This window comes from Phocaeicola faecicola (assembly GCF_013618865.1).
In the GTDB taxonomy this organism is placed as follows: domain Bacteria; phylum Bacteroidota; class Bacteroidia; order Bacteroidales; family Bacteroidaceae; genus Phocaeicola; species Phocaeicola faecicola.
The window spans coordinates 16,826-34,812 of the sequence record NZ_JABSOE010000031.1 but is presented as its reverse complement, the minus strand read 5'-3'; the positions used below and the strand labels follow the sequence as shown (position 1 = coordinate 34,812).

Below are 17,987 nucleotides of genomic sequence, written 5' to 3'. Positions count from 1 at the left end.
TATTATTTAACCGATCCTGTTCCTTCTGTGAAGTTCAGAGAGATTACTTGTCCCGGAGTACCTGCGATAGAATATTCCGGACCCAGGTCTGTCCATCCAGAGTTTACTGCATTGTTTTCACGATAGAAGATTTCGCTACCGTTCTTCAGTGTGAATTCCAGTCTCCACCAGTCTGTGTCTGCCTTGATACACATACGGACTTCTCCGGCAGCTGTCAATGCAGGCGACTTGAATTCGCCCGACTGGTCTTCCGGTACGGTGAACATCCAGCTGTCGTTGTAATCCCAGATATTTCCGTTGGTGCTTCCGAAGATGTATACATTCGGTTTGTAGAATGTCATGGTATACTGATAGTCATCACCGTTTACTTCGGCCAGGATATATACGATGTACCATCCGGCTTTGCTGACTACGATGTTGTCTGAACCGCTGATTCCGGCTCCGGCCTTGTCGTTGAAGGCTTTTACCTTACCGTAACCGTTCCAGTCCTGTTCAAACTTACCAAACTTGAATTCTGCGTTTGCAGGGAAGTAAACCATGCTCCAGAATTCACCGGCCATGCCGTTTACGCTGACCATCGGTTTCCAGGTGCTCCAGGCATTTCCAATGCATGAGCCAACCAGGAACATTTCAGTAGGAGGTTCCAGAGTAGTCTTGATTTCTCCCAGTTTAATCTGGTTAACCTTAACCACGTTTGAGGTAGCAGCACCTCTGTCACTGCCGGTAATTACGGCAGTCAGTCTGAAATAGGCAGGAATCACCAGACCTGTAGTCTCTTCGTCCGGATGTGCGGCCTTATACATTTCCACCAGCGCCTTATTCAGTTCTGTAGCCTTCAGCTCGATGGTAGTGCTGTTGTAAGTCGTGCTCAACACCGTATAGTTCGGCTCACTTTCTTCGGTGAAAGTCTCGTCCAATGACACCTGTACACTGTAAGTAGTAGCGGCTGTGAAGCCATATTCCGGCTGTGTGCAGTGCAGGGTAACTACATCCTGAGCATCACCCAGGTCATAAAGTTTGTCTTCCGGAGCATCTTGTACGAAGCTGCTGGCTTCGTACAAAGTAGGATTCTCGCTGGTATCGGTATTACAAGCTGTAAAAAGCGGCAGCCCTAATCCGATGATATATAACAGGGAAAATATTGTTTTTTTCATGTGTCTATCAATTATTAGATTAATAACCTTCGTTTTGGTGCATATTGTTATTGTTGTTGATATCTGTTACAGGGATAGGATATACATTATAGAAGTCGTTGACAGCCTTTCCTTCTTTCTGACCACCCTTCCAGTCCCAGAGATATTTATCGGTAGTGAAGCAGTCGAAGCGAACCAAGTCACTGCGGCGGCGTCCTTCCAGATAGAATTCACGGGCCCATTCATCCAGAATGTACATTTCAGTAATGTCATTCAGTGCCGGCTGTTTGGTACATCCACGTTTGCTGCGCAGCAACTTGATGTCTTCCCAAGCCAGGTCTTTATGATTCAGACGGAAGTTAGCTTCTGCACGTGTAAGGTATGCTTCTGCCATACGCAGCAAAGGAATATCAGTGTCAGGATATTCAGTGTGGCTGGTAGAAGCACCGTCAGAACGGATGTTCTGCCATTTCACTACAGAAAGACCGCTCTGGAAACCAGCGATAGCCTTAGGATCCATGGTTCTTCTACCGCCTCCGGCTCCTGAGTAGAACAGGGCTCTGTCGTCACCGGCAGCTTCTACCATATCTACGGTACGTACCTTGTACTGTGCGTCCCATGCGTCGATGGCAGCGTCATTGGCAAAGTCGCTCTGTCCCGGAACTTCTACATCTTCCGGAATCATAGGAACTTCTCCTTCGTTGAAGAACTTATAGATAAGTGCATTACGGGCAATCAGACAAGACCATCCGTTGGTGGTTCCCATGTGTGGCATACCGCCGGTACGGGTTCCGCAAACCAGGTAAGTAGAACCACCGTAGTTACGGGTTTTCATACCATCCTGACGGATCGGCAGAATGATTTCCTGCATAGCCTTAGGGTTCTGGTCATTGTCGGCCATGAACATCAGTTTGTAATCATCACAAAGTGTGTAATATCCGCCACCGATTACTTTATCGGCATATTTCACAGCGTCTTCATAATCAGCAGTACCGGTATAGACTTCTGCATTCAGATACAGTCTTGCTCTCAGCAGCCAGTTTGCAGCCTGGTCGGCACGTCCGAAAGGAGCCTGTCCCGGGGTGAACATATCGCCTTCACACTGTTCCAGTTCGGTCTGGATGTAGTCGTACAGGTCCTTGCCCTTCTTTTCTACAGGCAGTTCGTTGTCGAAATGTTCTTTAAACGGAGCCTTGCCGAACAAATCCAGGAAATACCAGTAATGCAACGCTCTCAGGAAGCGCACTTCCGCACGCTGACGCAATGTCTCGGCATCTGTCTTTCCTTCTGTCTGGTCGAGGAAGAAGTTCATCTGAGTGATGTTATATCCCAGGCGGACATATACCCATTCGGTTCTTTGACTGGAAGAGTTCCAGGAAATACTGGTGAACTGTGGGATATCCACGTTGTCCTGCCATACCCATACACATTCATCGGTAGCCAGTTCCTGGCAGTTGAATACCGTACGGTAAAAGCCCGATTCACCTTCATCCTGTCCGTCAAGGTCAGGTGTGCCGGCAGGCCCTTTTTGTCCGGTAAGACCCAGTAAGGCATACTGTTTTACAAAGGCTGCGTTCTGATCGAAACTTGGAGAAGATTGCGGATCAATGGAACTGATGTTCAAGTCATTGATGCATGAGGTACCTCCCCACATGGTGGCAACAATTAATGCTGCAGAAAATATATGTTTTAAATTAACTCTTTTCATATGATCGTATTTTTCAAATAATTAGAACTGTAAGTTTACTCCCAGCAAGAATGTGAAAGCACGTGGATACGGGTTGTTGTCGATACCGCTCTTTACTTCAGGATCCAGACCTTTGTACTTGGAAATGATGAACGGGTTCTGGGCAGTAGCATAGATACGTCCTCCGATACCTTTGTATGCATTTCCTTTCAGGAAGTTCTTGAATGAATATCCCAAAGTGATGTTGTCGCAGCGCAAGAATGAAGCATTGCGTACGAAGTAGTCACTCATGTAGTAATCACCCTTACCTGTGAATCCTAACTCAACAGCCTCCTGACTGGTGTTGGAGAATGCTGTATTAGAGAACAAACCAGAAGTACTTACGTTAGATTTTCCTGCAAGGAAGTCATAATATACATAGTTGTTCAAGCTTGCACGCAGTGAGAAGCTGAAATCCCATGCCTTGTAAGTCATCTTAGAAGTGAATCCCATCATGAAGTCGGCAGCCGGTTTCTTGTAGATGTATTTATCTGAACTGTTGATGATACCGTCACCGTTGCGGTCTACAAACATGTTTTCGATAGGTTTGCCGTTTTCATCGTATACTTGCTGGTATACATAGAATGAGTTAGCAGGATAGCCTACCTTGTTTACCTGGATTTTAGTGTTGTTACCTCTTGAAATCTTGTCACCGGTTTCTACATAGTAGTCTGCATCGTTTCCACCGGTCAGTTTGGTGATTTCATTGTGGTTCCATGTAAAGTTGTAAGTTACATCCCACAAGAAGTCATTGGTTACGATCGGTTTTGCGTTGATGGCGAATTCCACACCGTAGTTCTTCAATGAACCGATATTCTGCAGCATCTGAGCGTTGAAGTTGGTACCTACCGGAATCTTCACGCTGTTCAGCAAGTCGTCTGTCTCACGGTAGTAACCGTCGAGGTTGGCAGTGATACGTCCGTTCAGGAAACCGAAGTCAAGTCCGGCATTATAAGTAGTTGTCTGTTCCCACTTCAGGTTCGTATTAAAAGCGTTTGCACGTGAAGTGTGATAATAAGTATCTCCAAACGGATACTGTGCATAGTCGTCACTTACTACATAGAGCGGCATATAGGCAAAGTCGGAAGTTACGTCCTGCTGACCGGTAACACCCCATCCCAGTCTCAACTTCATGTCTGACAACCAGTTGACGTCTCTCAGGAATTTTTCTTCCTTGATCTTCCATCCCAATGCCAGAGAAGGGAATGTACCCCAACGGTTACCGTCTGCAAAACGAGAAGAACCATCCCAACGCATAGTGAATGTAAACAGATAGCGGTCGAGCAAGGAGTAGTTCAGACGTCCGAAATAAGAAACCAATGTGTTACGTGTAGCGTAAGCAGTCTGTTCTCTCAGAACCGCGTCATGAATTTCGTTTGTATAGCTGTCCCAGCCGTTACCGATAGTATAACCGTTTCTGTGGAAGTGCTGCTCTTCACCACCGGCCATGATGTCCAGTGTATGTGCGCCCAATGTCTTGATGTACTGTGCGTATACGTTGTACGACAGGTTGTATTTGTATTCAGTTACTTCTGAATGATTTCCATAATAGTTGTATGCGAAAGAATATGGAGAATAAACCGTAGTCTGTGTTCCTTCAGCATATTCACCACCGATACTAGCGTGCAGTCTCAAGTCGGGGAGGAAGTGGAACTTATAGTCCATTTCGATGTTTCCTACGAAGTCGTTGCTGTTGGCTCTGTCATCCTTCTGTTCCAGAGCAGCTACCGGGTTCTGCGGAGTATTCTTGTTGGCAGTGTATTTCCAGTTCGGGTCTGAGAAGTCGGAAGTTGCCTGTGCGTTCTGGTAGAAACCGTCGAAAGCATCGTACATTTCACCTTCTCCATATACCGGACGGGTAGGGTCCATTGACAAAGCACCACCGATGGCAGCACCTGAATCGGCATATCTGTTCTTACCGTTCATGTACTTGGCAGTTACGTTGAACTTCAAGTGGTCGTCGAAGAACGAAGGAGCCAAGTTTACAGAAGCTGTGATACGTTCGAAGTTAGAAGTCTTGATGATACCGTTGTTGTTGCTGTATCCCAAAGAAATACGGTAAGGCAAGTTCTTGAAACCACCGTTGATAGATACGTGGTGGTCTGTGCTGACTGCAGTACGGAAGATTTCATCCTGCCAGTCTGTGTTGGCTGTACCCAGAGTAGCCGGAAGGCTTTCACCGAATATCTGCTGTGCATATGCACGGTATTCATCACCGTTCAGCACGTCATAACGCTTCTGAGTAGTTGAGAAAGATACTGAACCGTTGTAGCTGATTCTCGGAGCCTGTCCGCTTTTTCCTTTTTTAGTTGTAATGATGATGACACCGTTTGATGCACGAGAACCGTAGATGGCAGTTGCCGAAGCATCCTTCAATACGGTGAAGGTTTCGATATCTTCCGGGTTGACCATAGACAAGCCGTTTGACATACCTTTGATACCGTTGTTATCGATTGCCAGTCCGTCGATTACGATCAGCGGGTCGTTGCTGGCGTTCAGAGAAGAACCACCACGGATTCGGATCTGGGCACCTCCACCCGGAGTACCGTCATTGGAGATAACGCTCACACCCGCAACCTTACCGGTCAACATGTCCTGTGCGTTGGTCGTGATACCTTTACTCAACTCATCCGGCTTGATAGCTGTAACAGAACCTGTGGCATCGTCTTTTTTCACCGATCCGTAACCGATTACTACTACATCTTCCAATACCTCTGAGTCGTCCTGCAATACCACGTTCATGGTAGGTGCCGCAGGCAATTCCTGAGTCTTATATCCGATGAAGGAAATTACGATAATGTCGCCTTTGTTGGCCGAGAGGGTAAAATTACCGTCGAAATCAGTAATGGTTCCGTTGGTAGTACCTTTCACCAGGATGTTCGCACCAATGACTCCCATTCCGGTGTTGTCCTTTACGTTTCCCTTTACTGTCAGGCTCTGTGCAAAGCCTTGTACAGAAAGCAAAATTCCCACTAACCATAAGAGAAGGAATTTACTTGAATTCTTCATTGTTATTTCCATGTTATTAAATTAAAGTGTTAATTTTTCAGTTGTAAAAATACCTATTGAAAACTACAACCCTTTACCTTTCGTTATTTACAGTATTTGACCTATTGATATTGTATGTTATCTTGTATGACCTTTTTTCATGGCATAACGGGGAAACTCGGGTTCCCCGTCATACCGATGCCTTTATGATTTTCTTATTCAATGGCTTTGATTGAGATGGCATATCCGCCACCTACTGCAGCCTTCAGATTCAGCTTGCTTTTGCTGGTTACTTTTTTCTTAGTAATAGTATATGCCTGCGGGTTTGTTTCCCAGTGTGCATCTTTTGCATCTGCATAGATGGTGGCTTCGTATTTCTTGCCCGGAGTCAGGAAGTCGAGTGACAGTTTTGACTCGTGGCCGTTATAGCCGGCTGTACATCCTACAAACCAGTCGTCAGTACCTTTGGCACGGCGTGCGATGGTGATGTATTCTCCCGGTTCTGCTTCCAGGTACTTGCTCTCGTCCCAATCCAGTGCCACGTCTTTGATGAACTGGAAGGCATCCATGAAACGTTCATAGTTTTCAGGGATATCGGCTGCCATCTGGAGCGGACTGTACATGGTGACGTACAGGGCCAGCTGACGTACCAGTGTAGAGCGTACGCGAGAATGGTTGGTCGGGCACATCTTGCTGCAGTCTGTTTCAAAGATACCCGGAGTGTAGTCCATCGGACCACCGATCAAGCGGGTGAACGGAAGAATCGTCGTATGGTTTACGTTGCTGCCGCCGAATGATTCGTATTCAGTACCGCGGGCCGATTCGTTACCGATCAGGTTAGGATAAGTACGGCAGAGTCCGGTCGGACGTACGGCTTCGTGAGCGTTGACCATGATTTTATATTCGGCTGCTTTCTTCACTGCATACAGGTAGTGGTTTACCATCCACTGTCCGTAGTGATGTTCGCCGCGTGGAATGATGTCGCCTACATAACCGCTCTTGACTGAGTTATAACCGTTGTCTACCATAAACTGATAGGCCTTGTCCATGTGGCGTTCGTAGTTGTGTACCGAACTGGAAGTTTCGTGGTGCATCATCATCTTCACTCCCTTGCTGGCAGCATAACGGTGAATTTCCTTTACATCAAAGTCCGGATACGGAGTTACGAAGTCGAACACATAATCCTTGCTCTTGCCGAACCAGTCTTCCCATCCCTGGTTCCAGCCTTCTACCAGTACAGCGTCAAATCCGTGAGCTGCCGCAAAGTCGATGTAGCGTTTTACGTTTTCCGTATTGGCAGAGTGCTTGCCGTTCGGGCGGGTCTTTGAATAATCCGTTTCTCCCAGTTTCACACTGGCCAGTTCGTCGGTATATGCCCATGAGCCTTTTCCGGTAATCATATCCCACCATACACCTACATATTTCACCGGCTTGATCCATGAAGTATCTTCGTATTTGCAAGGATCGTTCAGGTTCAGTGTAATACGTGAAGCCAGGATGTCGCGTGCATCGTCGCTTACAATGACGGTACGCCAGGGTGAGTGGCACGGAGTCTGCATGTATCCTTTGTCTCCCTGAGCATCAGGAGTCAGCCATGATTCAAATACCATGTTCTTGTCGTCCAGATTCAGGTTCATGCAGGAATATTCCACCAGTGCTGCTTCGTGCAGGTTGATGTACAGTCCGTCGTCGGTCTTCATCATCAGTGCAGTCTGTACGGCTGTCGGAGTAGCCAGCTTCTGTGAAGAGTTTTCGGTATAAGCCTTTTTCATCAGTCCTCTGATTTCAGAGAGGCGTGAAGTGGTATAATCGTATTCCTGTGTATCGTAGTCGCCCGGAATCCAGAACGCCGTATGGTCGCCTGCCATGGCAAACTGTGAATGTTCTTCCTTGATGATGAAATAATTCAGGTTCTTCTGCTGCGGGAACTCGTATCTGAAGCCCAGACCGTCGTTGAACAGGCGGAAACGGATCACCATCTGGCGGTCGTTGGCAGCCTGGTTCAAAGTCACTGTCAATTCGTTATAGTGGTTGCGGATTTCCTTTTCTTCACCCCATACCGGTGTCCAGGTTTCGTCGAAGGTAGCAGTCTGTGTATTGGCTACTGTAAAGCCTGTCATCAGGTTGGTCTTGCTGTCCAGCTGGTCATGGTCTTTGCGGGCAGTCCATTCGAAATCGGTTTTCTTGTTTGCATCTTCCTTCTTCAATTCCAGTCCCAGTGTACTCGGTTTGATGACTACTTTATTCTTGAAGTATAATTCATATACCGGAGCGCCGGCCTCATTTAATGAGAAATTCATGACGAGGTTTCCGTCGGGAGAATTCAACTTTTCTGCCTGTGCCATCAATGCACAACAGAATAAAAGTGCAGAGGTTAAATGTCTTTTAAAGTCCATATGTTTTCCAAGTCTTTAAGTTAACGGTATTTGGTTAAAACTTCTGAGTGCAAAAATATCAGTTCCCAAATACCGTTAACCCGGTTAGATTAAAAATATAAGTCTATAACGTCTTTCTAAAACAATAATTATTTGATAATCAGTGTTATAAAGTTTTGGTTTCTACTCTATAATATAAACGTTCTAGAAAGATAAAATCAAGGTTTCGCGCTTGTCAAGAGCCAGTTTGTCGACCAGTTTCACCTGCTTTCCGCTCAGGAAATCGGTAGCTTCCTGGCGCGGCAGAATCTCCTTGTACGGAGTCAGGTCAAGCGTCTGTGCCTGGTCTGTACCGTTCATGATCACTACTACAGAACGGCCCTGATAGCTGCGTTCGTATACATACGTGCCGCTGGCGATAGAGAAATGCTTCAGGCTACCCTTGCCGATGACATCGTTGTTCTTTCTCCACTGCAGCAGCTTGCGGGTATAGTCGAAGGCTTCATTCTGCAGGGCAGTACGTCCTTCGGCAGTAAAGCAGTTGGTGCGGTCACCGGGCCATCCGCCGGGGAAGTCCATGCGCAGGAATCCGTCTCCCTTGCTCTTGTCGCCCGGCATCAGGATTTCAGTACCATAGTAAATCTGCGGAATACCGCGGGTAGTCAGCAGGAATGCCAGGGCCTGTTTGTAGCGTGTAATGTTAGCAGTCTGTTCTTCAGTCTGATAGAAGCGTGAAGTGTCGTGATTGTCCAAAAAGGTCAGCAGGTGCATCGGATCGGCATATACCAGGTCCTGAGTCAGGTAGTCGTACAGACGATACAGTCCGTTGCTCCATTCACCTGTTTCTTCGTCGAATGCCTGGTTCATGAGTCCCTGCAATGGGAAATCCATTACCGTAGGCAGGTTGGAGTTGCGCGGAGCCGCCAGTTTACTGTCTTTCTGCCAGAAAGATACCAGTACGTTGCTGTTCAGCCAGGTTTCTCCTACAATATTGAAGTGAGGATATTCTTCCATTACTTCCTTGCACCACTGTGACATAAAGTCGAAGTCGGCATACGGATGCGTGTCCTGACGGATACCGTTGATTCCGGCATATTCAATCCACCAGATACTGCTCTGAATCAGGTAACGAGCCACGTGGCGGTTGCGCTGGTTCAGGTCGGGCATGCTCTGTGTAAACCATCCGTCTGTAGCGATTTTGCGTTCGTATTCGCTGGCATGTACGTCCTGTACGCTGGCAGTCTTGAACGAAGTCTGTACGTATTCCGAACGGAAGTTGAACCAGTCCTTCGACGGTTTGTCTCTGAACAGGTAGTTTTCGCTTCCGCAGTGGTTGAAAATCATGTCCATCACCACTTTCAGCCCCTTTTCGTGTGCCTTTTCAGTGAGTTTCTTGAAGTCCTCATTTCCACCCAGACGACGGTCGATCTGATAATAGTCAGTGATGGCATATCCGTGATAAGAACCCTCTTTCATGTCATTCTCCTGTGTCGGATTCAGCCAGATGGCAGTCACTCCCAGGTCGGCGATATAATCCAGATGATCTGCGATACCTTTCAGGTCGCCGCCATGACGTGCATATTGTTCGTTACGGTCTACCTTGTCTTCCCGCATTCCTTTTACGATATCATTGTCCGGATTGCCGTTGGCGAAGCGGTCAGGCATGATCAGATACAATACATCGCTGGCTGTAAATCCCTGGATGTCACATCCCTTGCGTTCTCTTTCCTTCAGTTCGTAAGGAATGGTAGTGCTCTTTTTTCCCTGTTTCAGCACAATCTGGAAAGTCTGTGCCTGAGCTTCCGCAATATCCAGATACAAAAGTAAGTAGTTGGGATTTTCCTGTTTGACAACCTCCTTTAATATTACCTGGTTGCCCGACAGACTGACTTCCGAAGAAGCAATGTTTTTACCGTAGAGTAAGATTTGTAGTTCTGTGTTCTTCATACCTGCCCACCAGAAAGTAGGAGCTATCTTTTCAATGTTAACGGCATGAAGACTGTTTGCCCCGAATAATAGAGTAATAAAGCTGCATAAAGCTAATAGTGTTTGTTTCATGATATGAATGGATTTTTGGTTTCTGCAAAAGTATTTATTTACCTCAAGCCGTGCGGGACATAGAATGAAAATATAAGTGATTTAGAAAATTAATTACTTGTATATCAGTTGGATATATATGCTTATTAGACGGAATAATATAAATGATTTTAAAAAACATTTTTTATGAATTTTATTTATTATATATTTGTGTATACATGAAAAATGAATATTATGAAAAAGGCTTCTATCATTATATGTGTGTTTTTGGGTTGTCTGGTTGGCCACGGGTGGGCCGCCAAGCCTTCTGTCTCTGAACTCCTGGATGAACTGGATGAGATGATTATCCAGAAAAAGCAGTATCATGCCCGTAAGGAGGATAAGCTGAAATACCTGAAAGAGGCCTTTCATATGGCTTCCGACCTGCAGAAAAAGTATGAGATCTGTGGCGATCTTTTTCTGGAATATTTACATTATCAGACCGACTCGGCCCTGTATTATGTGAATGAGAAGTCGCTGATACTCTCCGAACTGGACAGTCTGGCATCGAAGGATGAAATCATCGTGAGCCGTGCCGAAGTCATGGGAATCATGGGCATGTACAATGAGGCCTTGTTTGAGCTGCTCCGCCTTTCCCCGTCGACGATGAGCAAGGAAACCTTATCATATTATTACCGTACCTTCCGTGGTTATTACGGCTGGCTGGCCGATTACACTGCCGATACCAAGGCCAAGCAGAAATACCTGGAAAAGACCAATCTGTACCGCGATTCCATCCTGCTGTTCACTGCGCCCGGAATCGACCGGGACATTGCTTTTGCCGAGAAACATATTTACGAAGGACGACCGGAGGAGGCCTTCGATATCCTTCAGAAATACGAAGATAAAAATCAGAGTATCAAGCAGGAAGCCTATGCCTATTATACCCTTTCGGAGGCGTATGAGGCTACCGGTAACATCGATATGCAGGTGTATTATCTGGCAAAGACGGCCCTGCTCGACATGCAGATGGCGGTACGTGAATATGCTTCGCTTCAGAAACTGGCACGTGTGATGTACAGCAGGGGCGACCTGGAGCGTGCCTACCGTTACCTGAACTGTTCCATGGAAGATGCCGTTGCCTGCAATGCGCGCCTGCGCTTCCTGGAAGTGACGGAATATTACCCCATCATTGACAAGGCCTACAAGACCAAGGAGGCTGAAGAAAGGGCGGTTACCCGTAAGATGCTGATTATCGTCAGTGTACTGGCGGGGCTGCTGATTGCACTGACGGCTTATCTGTATTACTGGATGAAGAAGCTGACGGTGATGCGCCGCCGGCTGTACGAAGCCAACCGGAAGCTGGTTTCGGCCAATCAGAACCTGGCTGAGACCGGAAAAATCAAGGAGGTATATATAGCCCGCTACCTGGATAAATGTGTGGGTTATCTCGAAAAACTGGAGCAGTACCGCCGTTCGCTGGAGAAACTGGCGATGGCTTCGAAAATCGAGGAACTTTTCAAGACCATCCGGTCGGAACAGTTCCTGCGCGACGAGCGGAAACTGTTTTACAACGAGTTTGACAAGTCGTTTTTAGACCTTTTCCCCAATTTTATCGAAGATTTTAACGCTTTGTTGCAAGAAGAAGGAAAAATTTATCCTAAATCAGGTGAACTTTTAAACACAGAACTTCGTATATTTGCACTGATTCGTTTGGGAGTAACCGACGCCAACCGTATCGCACATTTTTTAGGTTACTCATTAGCCACTGTTTATAATTATCGAAGCAAGATCCGGAACAAGGCGGCCGGAGACAAGGAGGCTTTTGAACAGGCGGTAATGAATCTCTAGCACGCAAGCAAATATACATTACATATTACCATGAAAAAAATACCTGATTTGAGTTTCTCGAAGCTGTGGAATATCAGTTTCGGATTTTTTGGCGTGCAGATTGCTTATGCGTTACAGAGTGCTAACATTAGTCGTATTTTCTCTACTTTGGGAGCCGACCCGCACAGCTTGAGTTATTTCTGGATTTTGCCTCCTTTGGCGGGAATCATCGTACAACCTATTATCGGTGCCTTGAGCGACAAGACATGGACCCGTTTCGGAAGACGTATTCCGTATCTTTTTGTCGGTGCCCTGATTGCGGTGCTGGTCATGTGTCTCTTGCCGAATGCCGGAAGTTTCGGCATGACGGTTTCGGCCGCAATGATTTTCGGATTGTTTTCTCTGATGTTCCTGGATACATCCATCAACATCGCGATGCAGCCTTTCAAGATGATGGTGGGGGATATGGTGAACGAGAAGCAGAAGGGGCTGGCTTATTCCATCCAGAGTTTCCTTTGCAATGCCGGTAGTCTGGCCGGATACCTTTTCCCTTTTATCTTTGCCTGGGTAGGTATCAGTAACGTGGCTCCGAAGGGAGTGATTCCGGATTCTGTGATTTATTCGTTTTATATCGGTGCCCTGATCCTGATTCTTTGTGTGATTTATACGACGGTTAAGGTGAAGGAGTATCCGCCTGCCCTTTATGCCGAATACCACGGTATCTCGACCGAGGAAAAGGAAGAGAAGGTCAATATGTTCAAACTGCTCCTGCGGGCGCCGAAGGCGTTCTGGACCGTGGGACTGGTGCAGCTCTTCTGCTGGGCGGCGTTTATGTTCATGTGGACTTATACGAACGGTACGGTAGCGGCCAACGTGTTTGATACGCCTTCGGTGGAACTGGTGAAGGACGGGGTTACACACTGGGTGCTTGATACACAGTCTCAGCAGTACCAGACTGCAGGCGACTGGGTGGGAATCCTCTTTGCCGTGCAGGCTATCGGTTCGGTAATCTGGGCCGCAGCCATGCCTTCCATCCGCAACCGCCGCTTTGCTTATTCACTGAGCCTGGTGCTGGGAGGTATCGGTTTCCTTTCTATCGGCTGGATTCATGATCCGTACTGGCTGTTTGTTTCATTCCTGCTCATCGGATGTGCATGGGCAGCCATGCTGGCACTTCCGTTTACCATCCTGACCAACGCACTGACGGGCGGTCATATGGGTACGTACCTGGGACTGTTCAACGGAACGATCTGTGTACCGCAGATTGTGGCAGCGGTAGCAGGAGGATGGATCTTGAAAATGTTTACTACCGAGGGAAGTATTCCTCCTGAAGTCAATATGCTGATGCTGGCGGGAGTGCTGCTGTTTGCAGGTGCCTGCTGTGTAGGCTTTATCAAAGAGAAAAAGTCTGAATAATTATACGGAAGAGAGGGAAGAGACTCTTTTTCGGATTTCCGACCCGCAGGTGGAGGTGGTGTAACCTCGGTATGCGGGTTGAAGAACCCCCGTACGGAAGTCGTGCGACTTCCGTACGGGGGTTCGCTTATATATACATATATATAAAAGAATGTATTTCGGGAAAATGATATCAACGCAAGCGTGTCTGAGGATTTGCTTCTCCCGGTTCGATGTGGCGGATGACCCTGCAGGGATTGCCGTATGCCAGCACTCCCGACGGGATGTCCTTGGTGACCACGCTGCCGGCACCGATGACGCTGTTGTCGCCGATGCTTACTCCGGGGAGGATACATACGTGTCCGCCGATCCATACGTTATTGCCGATGGTAATCGGGTAGGCATATTCCAGACCGGCATTCCGCTGCTCCTTGTCCAGCGGGTGTCCGGCAGTGTAGATGCCTACATGAGGGGCGATGAACACATTGTCTCCGATGGTGACCTTAGCCCCGTCGAGGATGACCAGGTTGGTGTTGGCAAAGAAATTGTCACCGATATGGATGTTTGACCCATAGTCACAATAAAACGGTGAAATGATGCAGCCCTTCTTTCCCATGTGCAGAATGGAACGGATCAGCTCGTCTCTCTGCTGCAGTTCTTCGGGCGGCAGTAAGTTGTACCGGTGCAGGCGGCTGTGGGTTTCCAGCATCTCCCGCTGCAGGTCGGGGTCGTTGTTGGCATCGTACAGCAAGCCTTCGGCGGCTTTTTGTTTTTCTGTTTTCATAGTCTGGGGTTTTAATAAATATATTAGCCCTGTTCGGCAGATGACATCCGGCAAGAGCCCTATATAATAAAGAGTATTTGAACAATGCTATTGATAAAATTAATCATTTCGTCCTCCTTTCTTAGTGATAATTAATAGAAAGATTTGTTTATTTGGCTTATTTAACTTTTGAGGGGTTTCTTTTTCATCATTAATGGGTATTGATTACGAAATGTAGGTACTTTAATTTTGCAGTAAATTTATAACTATAAGTATAATTAAGATGAAATTTTATTCAATTAGAGTGGCGTTTGTGTTACAAGTGGTGTGGATGATAATGATGTCATCTTGTGAAAAAAATCAGAATGTGTATTCTCAGCCGACGGATATCCCGGATAATCCGTCTTCGGTAGATGTGTTGTCTGATAAGTATGCTTCCAGGGAGATAACTCTGGAACTGAAAGAAAATGTACCGAATTCGGATGGATGCATTTATTTTTCGTTTACTTCAGGGAAAATCTCTGGTAAAAGTACTTCGGATGCAGCAGATAGTCGCGAATGGGATATTGCTTTTGATAAGGTAAATGGCTTTACAAATGGAGAAAGGAAGGGGAACGCTTCAGTCTCTGTTTATGTAACGGATTATCAGGATTTCGATTCGGTAGTGAGTTACCGTCCTTTTGTAGATTTTCCATCTCAGTGGCAGGGAAATGATAATATAGAAGTTATGTTGTTTGATGCCATGCCTCCCCGTAAAGCGGTAGCGTATTTTAATGCGGGTATCTGCAATTATTATACGTTTGATATGGCCTCCATGCCACCGGCTGTTACTTTGGATAACAGAATAAGGATAATTAAAACGGTGTCTGGAGAATATGTGAAGCTTCAATTTATAGGTGTATATAAAGATGCTCAGGCTAAAACGGGCTTTGGTACAGTCTCTTTCAGATATGCGTTTTTGAAGGCAGAAGGGACTAACGGATTGCGTACGGGCGAAGTGTTGGTGGAACATCTGGAACAAGGTACGCTTAAGAAGCGTCTGGAAAGCTATCATCCGGAAGAAATCCGCATTCTTACCATTCAGGGGATACTTGACCAGACCGATGTCAATGCGATTAAGGAAATCAGAAATCTGGATGTGCTTGATTTAAGTAATGCTTCTCTGGCGGTAACCCCTCATCAATATTTCTTGAGAGACAATTCTTCGGCATTGAGGAAGGTCATCTTGCCGAGCAACTTGGAGAATATAGGACAAGGATGGCTGGGGTATTGTTCTTCCCTTCAAGAGGTCGTTGTGCCCGGAAATACTCTGAAGGGGATAATGGACGGTGCGTTTGCTTTTACTCCCTCTCTTGAAAAGGTTACCTTACCGGAATCTGTGCTTACTGTTTCGCATGAGGCTTTTGCGTATTCGGGTATCCGGGAATTTGTTTACCCGCCTTCGGTGCAGGATGTAGAGTATAAAACTTTTTATGCATGTAAGCAGCTGGAAAAAATTACACTTCCTTCCGGAGTAAAGACCATTCAGGGAGGGGCACTGGCTTATTGTAGCAAGCTGACTGATATACATCTTCCTGGTATGATACCTCCGGTCCTTGACAATACTTATTATGAAATCCGCGGCTCAAAGGGGAGTCTGTATCCTTTTGCCGGACTGAACTGGTATAATGAGAACGATGAAATTCTGGTTCACTTTTATGTGCCCCGGGGAACCTTGGCTTCTTATATTTCTACATGGCATTGGGAAGATTATACCGAATATCTGGTCGAGCAATGAAGTTTCGTATCGCTTATTGGTTATTGCTGGTTGCCTTGGTTTTAGGAGAAAGTTGTAGCCGGTCGTCTGGAATTGAAGTGACCGATACAACCGTCAGTGATGAGACTGAAGTCTCCGATTGCATTGCACGGTATTTTAGGGAGCAATTGGATACGTTGCTTCCTTCCTCTCCTCCCGAATGGCTTTTTACAGTGGGGGTGAGCAAGGACAGTGTGGCAGATGCAAAGAAAAAGTTGTGGAACAATTGGAAAAAGATAAATGAGGTCGATCTGTCGGAAAGCGGATTCTTGCAGGGAGATACGACTGCTTACTGGAGGCTTCCCGGAAAGCAACTGATGCCTGTACGTTTCTTGACGAAGGGAGAAGAACCTCCAGGGGGATACCCTATGATTATCAATCTGCACGGTGGAGGTCAGTATGAGGTTGACGGTCCGTACTCAGCTGTGGTTAACACCATTTCTTGGGAAAGCATGATTGCACTGTCCCGGGAGCAGGACGATGCTCCGGTATTATATGTGATACCGAGAATGGCTGATGACAGAATCGGTTCATGGCATAAGTATCCGCAGCGTTATGCCATGCGGAAAATGTGCAGGCTGGCTGCTGTGTCCGGAAAGATAAATAGAAATAAGATATATCTGTCGGGTACTTCTCAGGGGGGATATGGAACCATCCGGTTGTCGACTTTCATGCCGGATTATTTTGGAGCGGTATCTGTGGTGGCTGCTGCAGATGCTCCTGGAGAGAATTTGCTGAATTACCGGAATCTGCCATTGAGAATGGATGTAGGGCGGATGGACAGTGATTTCAGTAGAAATGTGTATGCCATGAGGTGGAAAGAACAATTGGATGCCTTATCGGCAACGGCAGCCCCGGGAGAGTTTGATGCCTTGGTGAATATTCAGCAGGGTAAAAGACATTCCGTAGATATTTCAGGGATTTCCGGATGGCTGATGGGGCACGTGAGAAATGTTTCATTTTCTCATATAAGTTTTTTGTTTGCCTACTGTGACGACGGTTTTCCGGGGGGCGCTCATAATCTGGGTTTTCTTGACTGGACTGCTACCCCTTCGTGTAGAGTGTTGATAGAAGAATCGGTGCAGGACAACGAGATACGGCTGGACATAAAAAAGATTGCCGGAAATGTGAAGGGGTGTCTGGAGGTATATTTGCCAGAGAGCATGCTGGCTTATGATGTGGTGAGGGTTGTTGTGAACCGGGACAGAGTAGTAAGCAAAAAGGCAGTGCCCAATTTGGGAGTCATGGTTAAATCACTGGCTTTGTTTCAAGACCCTGAAAGGATTTTTATTGATAAGGTGGATGTGGATTTATAACTATGATGTACATTCAGACTGAAAAACGGAAAGCCCGGAATGGCAAACGGAAAACTTTTTCCGGCTGTCGTTCCGGGCTTGATTATGATACGAGGTAACAGCCTTGCTGTAGTTTTATTTCTCTTCTTCCTTGAACCAGGAAGCATACATTAAATATCCGTTGGCGATTTTCTGGTTCAGTTCCTTGCTCTGCTGCGGGTCGACCTTCTTGATGAATCTGGCAGGTACGCCGGCCCAGAGCGTGTGAGGCTCGATGACCGTATTGGCAAGTACCAGGGCGCCGGCTGCCACGATGGCTCCTTCGCCCACCACCGCATGGTCCAGCAGGGTAGATCCCATACCGATCAGGGCATGGTCGTGTACGGTTGCCCCATGGAGGGTCACATTGTGTCCGATGGATACATCGTTCCCGATCTCCACGGTCGATTTCTCGTAAAGTGTATGCAGCACCGTACCGTCCTGTATGTTGACACGGTCGCCGATACGGATGGAATTCACATCACCGCGCAGTACGGCATTGAACCATACGCTGCACTGCTTTCCCATGACTACATCGCCCACGATGGTGGCGTTTTCAGCCAGGTAGCAGTCTTCTCCTATCTGAGGGGTAAACCCTCTTACTGATTTGATTAAAGCCATAATAAATAAGT

The 17,987-nt window shown here is 46.8% G+C and carries 11 protein-coding genes; 4 read left to right on the top strand and 7 right to left on the bottom strand.

What is annotated here, in order from left to right; genetic code table 11:
• Window positions 1–2: 2 nt before the first annotated feature.
• The 5 genes from H3001_RS10040 to H3001_RS10020 all read right to left on the bottom strand — a co-directional run bounded on the left by H3001_RS10040 (window position 3) and on the right by H3001_RS10020 (window position 10,280).
• Window positions 3–1,154, bottom strand: coding sequence for a SusF/SusE family outer membrane protein (locus H3001_RS10040; protein ID WP_178245724.1), 1,152 nt, complete (start codon window positions 1,152–1,154; stop codon window positions 3–5).
• A gap of 19 nt (window positions 1,155–1,173) precedes the next feature.
• Window positions 1,174–2,841: a starch-binding outer membrane lipoprotein SusD gene (susD, locus tag H3001_RS10035; RefSeq protein ID WP_178245726.1), complete on the bottom strand. Its 1,668-nt coding sequence runs from the start codon at window positions 2,839–2,841 to the stop codon at window positions 1,174–1,176.
• A 21-nt stretch (window positions 2,842–2,862) separates the two neighbouring features.
• Entirely contained in the window at window positions 2,863–5,868 is a 3,006-nt protein-coding gene (locus H3001_RS10030; protein WP_181214818.1) for a SusC/RagA family TonB-linked outer membrane protein, read from the bottom strand.
• A 194-nt stretch (window positions 5,869–6,062) separates the two neighbouring features.
• Window positions 6,063–8,243 carry a glycoside hydrolase family 97 protein gene (locus H3001_RS10025; RefSeq protein ID WP_181214817.1) on the bottom strand — a complete coding sequence of 727 codons (2,181 nt, stop codon included), beginning with the start codon at window positions 8,241–8,243 and terminating at the stop codon, window positions 6,063–6,065.
• A gap of 183 nt (window positions 8,244–8,426) precedes the next feature.
• Window positions 8,427–10,280 (bottom strand): glycoside hydrolase family 13 protein, encoded by a 1,854-nt coding sequence (locus H3001_RS10020; protein ID WP_178245732.1) that lies wholly within the window; start codon window positions 10,278–10,280, stop codon window positions 8,427–8,429.
• 213 nt (window positions 10,281–10,493) lie between these two features.
• On the opposite strand from H3001_RS10020, the gene H3001_RS10015 reads away from it, so the two are divergent.
• Window positions 10,494–12,089 carry a DUF6377 domain-containing protein gene (locus H3001_RS10015; RefSeq protein WP_181214816.1) on the top strand — a complete coding sequence of 532 codons (1,596 nt, stop codon included), beginning with the start codon at window positions 10,494–10,496 and terminating at the stop codon, window positions 12,087–12,089.
• Window positions 12,090–12,119: 30 nt separating this feature from the next.
• Complete coding sequence (locus H3001_RS10010) at window positions 12,120–13,484, top strand: MFS transporter (RefSeq protein WP_178243593.1); 1,365 nt, start codon at window positions 12,120–12,122, stop codon at window positions 13,482–13,484.
• 172 nt (window positions 13,485–13,656) lie between these two features.
• Here the strand turns inward: H3001_RS10010 and H3001_RS10005 are convergent, their stop codons facing one another.
• On the bottom strand, window positions 13,657–14,247 hold the full coding sequence (locus H3001_RS10005) for a sugar O-acetyltransferase (protein WP_178243594.1): 591 nt from the start codon (window positions 14,245–14,247) through the stop codon (window positions 13,657–13,659).
• A 262-nt stretch (window positions 14,248–14,509) separates the two neighbouring features.
• Here H3001_RS10005 and H3001_RS10000 point away from each other — a divergent pair, with 262 nt between their 5' ends.
• Entirely contained in the window at window positions 14,510–16,003 is a 1,494-nt protein-coding gene (locus tag H3001_RS10000) for a leucine-rich repeat protein (RefSeq protein ID WP_178243595.1), read from the top strand.
• Complete coding sequence (locus H3001_RS09995) at window positions 16,000–17,337, top strand: hypothetical protein (RefSeq protein WP_181214815.1); 1,338 nt, start codon at window positions 16,000–16,002, stop codon at window positions 17,335–17,337. Before H3001_RS10000 ends, H3001_RS09995 begins: the two co-directional genes overlap by 4 nt.
• Window positions 17,338–17,451: 114 nt before the next feature.
• Here H3001_RS09995 and H3001_RS09990 read toward each other — a convergent pair whose 3' ends face one another.
• Window positions 17,452–17,976, bottom strand: a complete 525-nt coding sequence (locus tag H3001_RS09990) for a gamma carbonic anhydrase family protein (protein WP_181214814.1) — start codon at window positions 17,974–17,976, stop codon at window positions 17,452–17,454.
• Window positions 17,977–17,987: the final 11 nt, after the last annotated feature.

What these genes read in the sequence shown, in the direction of transcription:
- H3001_RS10040 (WP_178245724.1), bottom strand. Translation starts at nt 1,154, where the DNA reads ATGAAAAAAACAATATTTTCCCTGTTATATATCATCGGATTAGGGCTG.
- susD (WP_178245726.1), bottom strand. Translation starts at nt 2,841, where the DNA reads ATGAAAAGAGTTAATTTAAAACATATATTTTCTGCAGCATTAATTGTT.
- H3001_RS10030 (WP_181214818.1), bottom strand. Translation starts at nt 5,868, where the DNA reads ATGAAGAATTCAAGTAAATTCCTTCTCTTATGGTTAGTGGGAATTTTG.
- H3001_RS10025 (WP_181214817.1), bottom strand. Translation starts at nt 8,243, where the DNA reads ATGGACTTTAAAAGACATTTAACCTCTGCACTTTTATTCTGTTGTGCA.
- H3001_RS10020 (WP_178245732.1), bottom strand. Translation starts at nt 10,280, where the DNA reads ATGAAACAAACACTATTAGCTTTATGCAGCTTTATTACTCTATTATTC.
- H3001_RS10015 (WP_181214816.1), top strand. Translation starts at nt 10,494, where the DNA reads ATGAAAAAGGCTTCTATCATTATATGTGTGTTTTTGGGTTGTCTGGTT.
- H3001_RS10010 (WP_178243593.1), top strand. Translation starts at nt 12,120, where the DNA reads ATGAAAAAAATACCTGATTTGAGTTTCTCGAAGCTGTGGAATATCAGT.
- H3001_RS10005 (WP_178243594.1), bottom strand. Translation starts at nt 14,247, where the DNA reads ATGAAAACAGAAAAACAAAAAGCCGCCGAAGGCTTGCTGTACGATGCC.
- H3001_RS10000 (WP_178243595.1), top strand. Translation starts at nt 14,510, where the DNA reads ATGAAATTTTATTCAATTAGAGTGGCGTTTGTGTTACAAGTGGTGTGG.
- H3001_RS09995 (WP_181214815.1), top strand. Translation starts at nt 16,000, where the DNA reads ATGAAGTTTCGTATCGCTTATTGGTTATTGCTGGTTGCCTTGGTTTTA.
- H3001_RS09990 (WP_181214814.1), bottom strand. Translation starts at nt 17,976, where the DNA reads ATGGCTTTAATCAAATCAGTAAGAGGGTTTACCCCTCAGATAGGAGAA.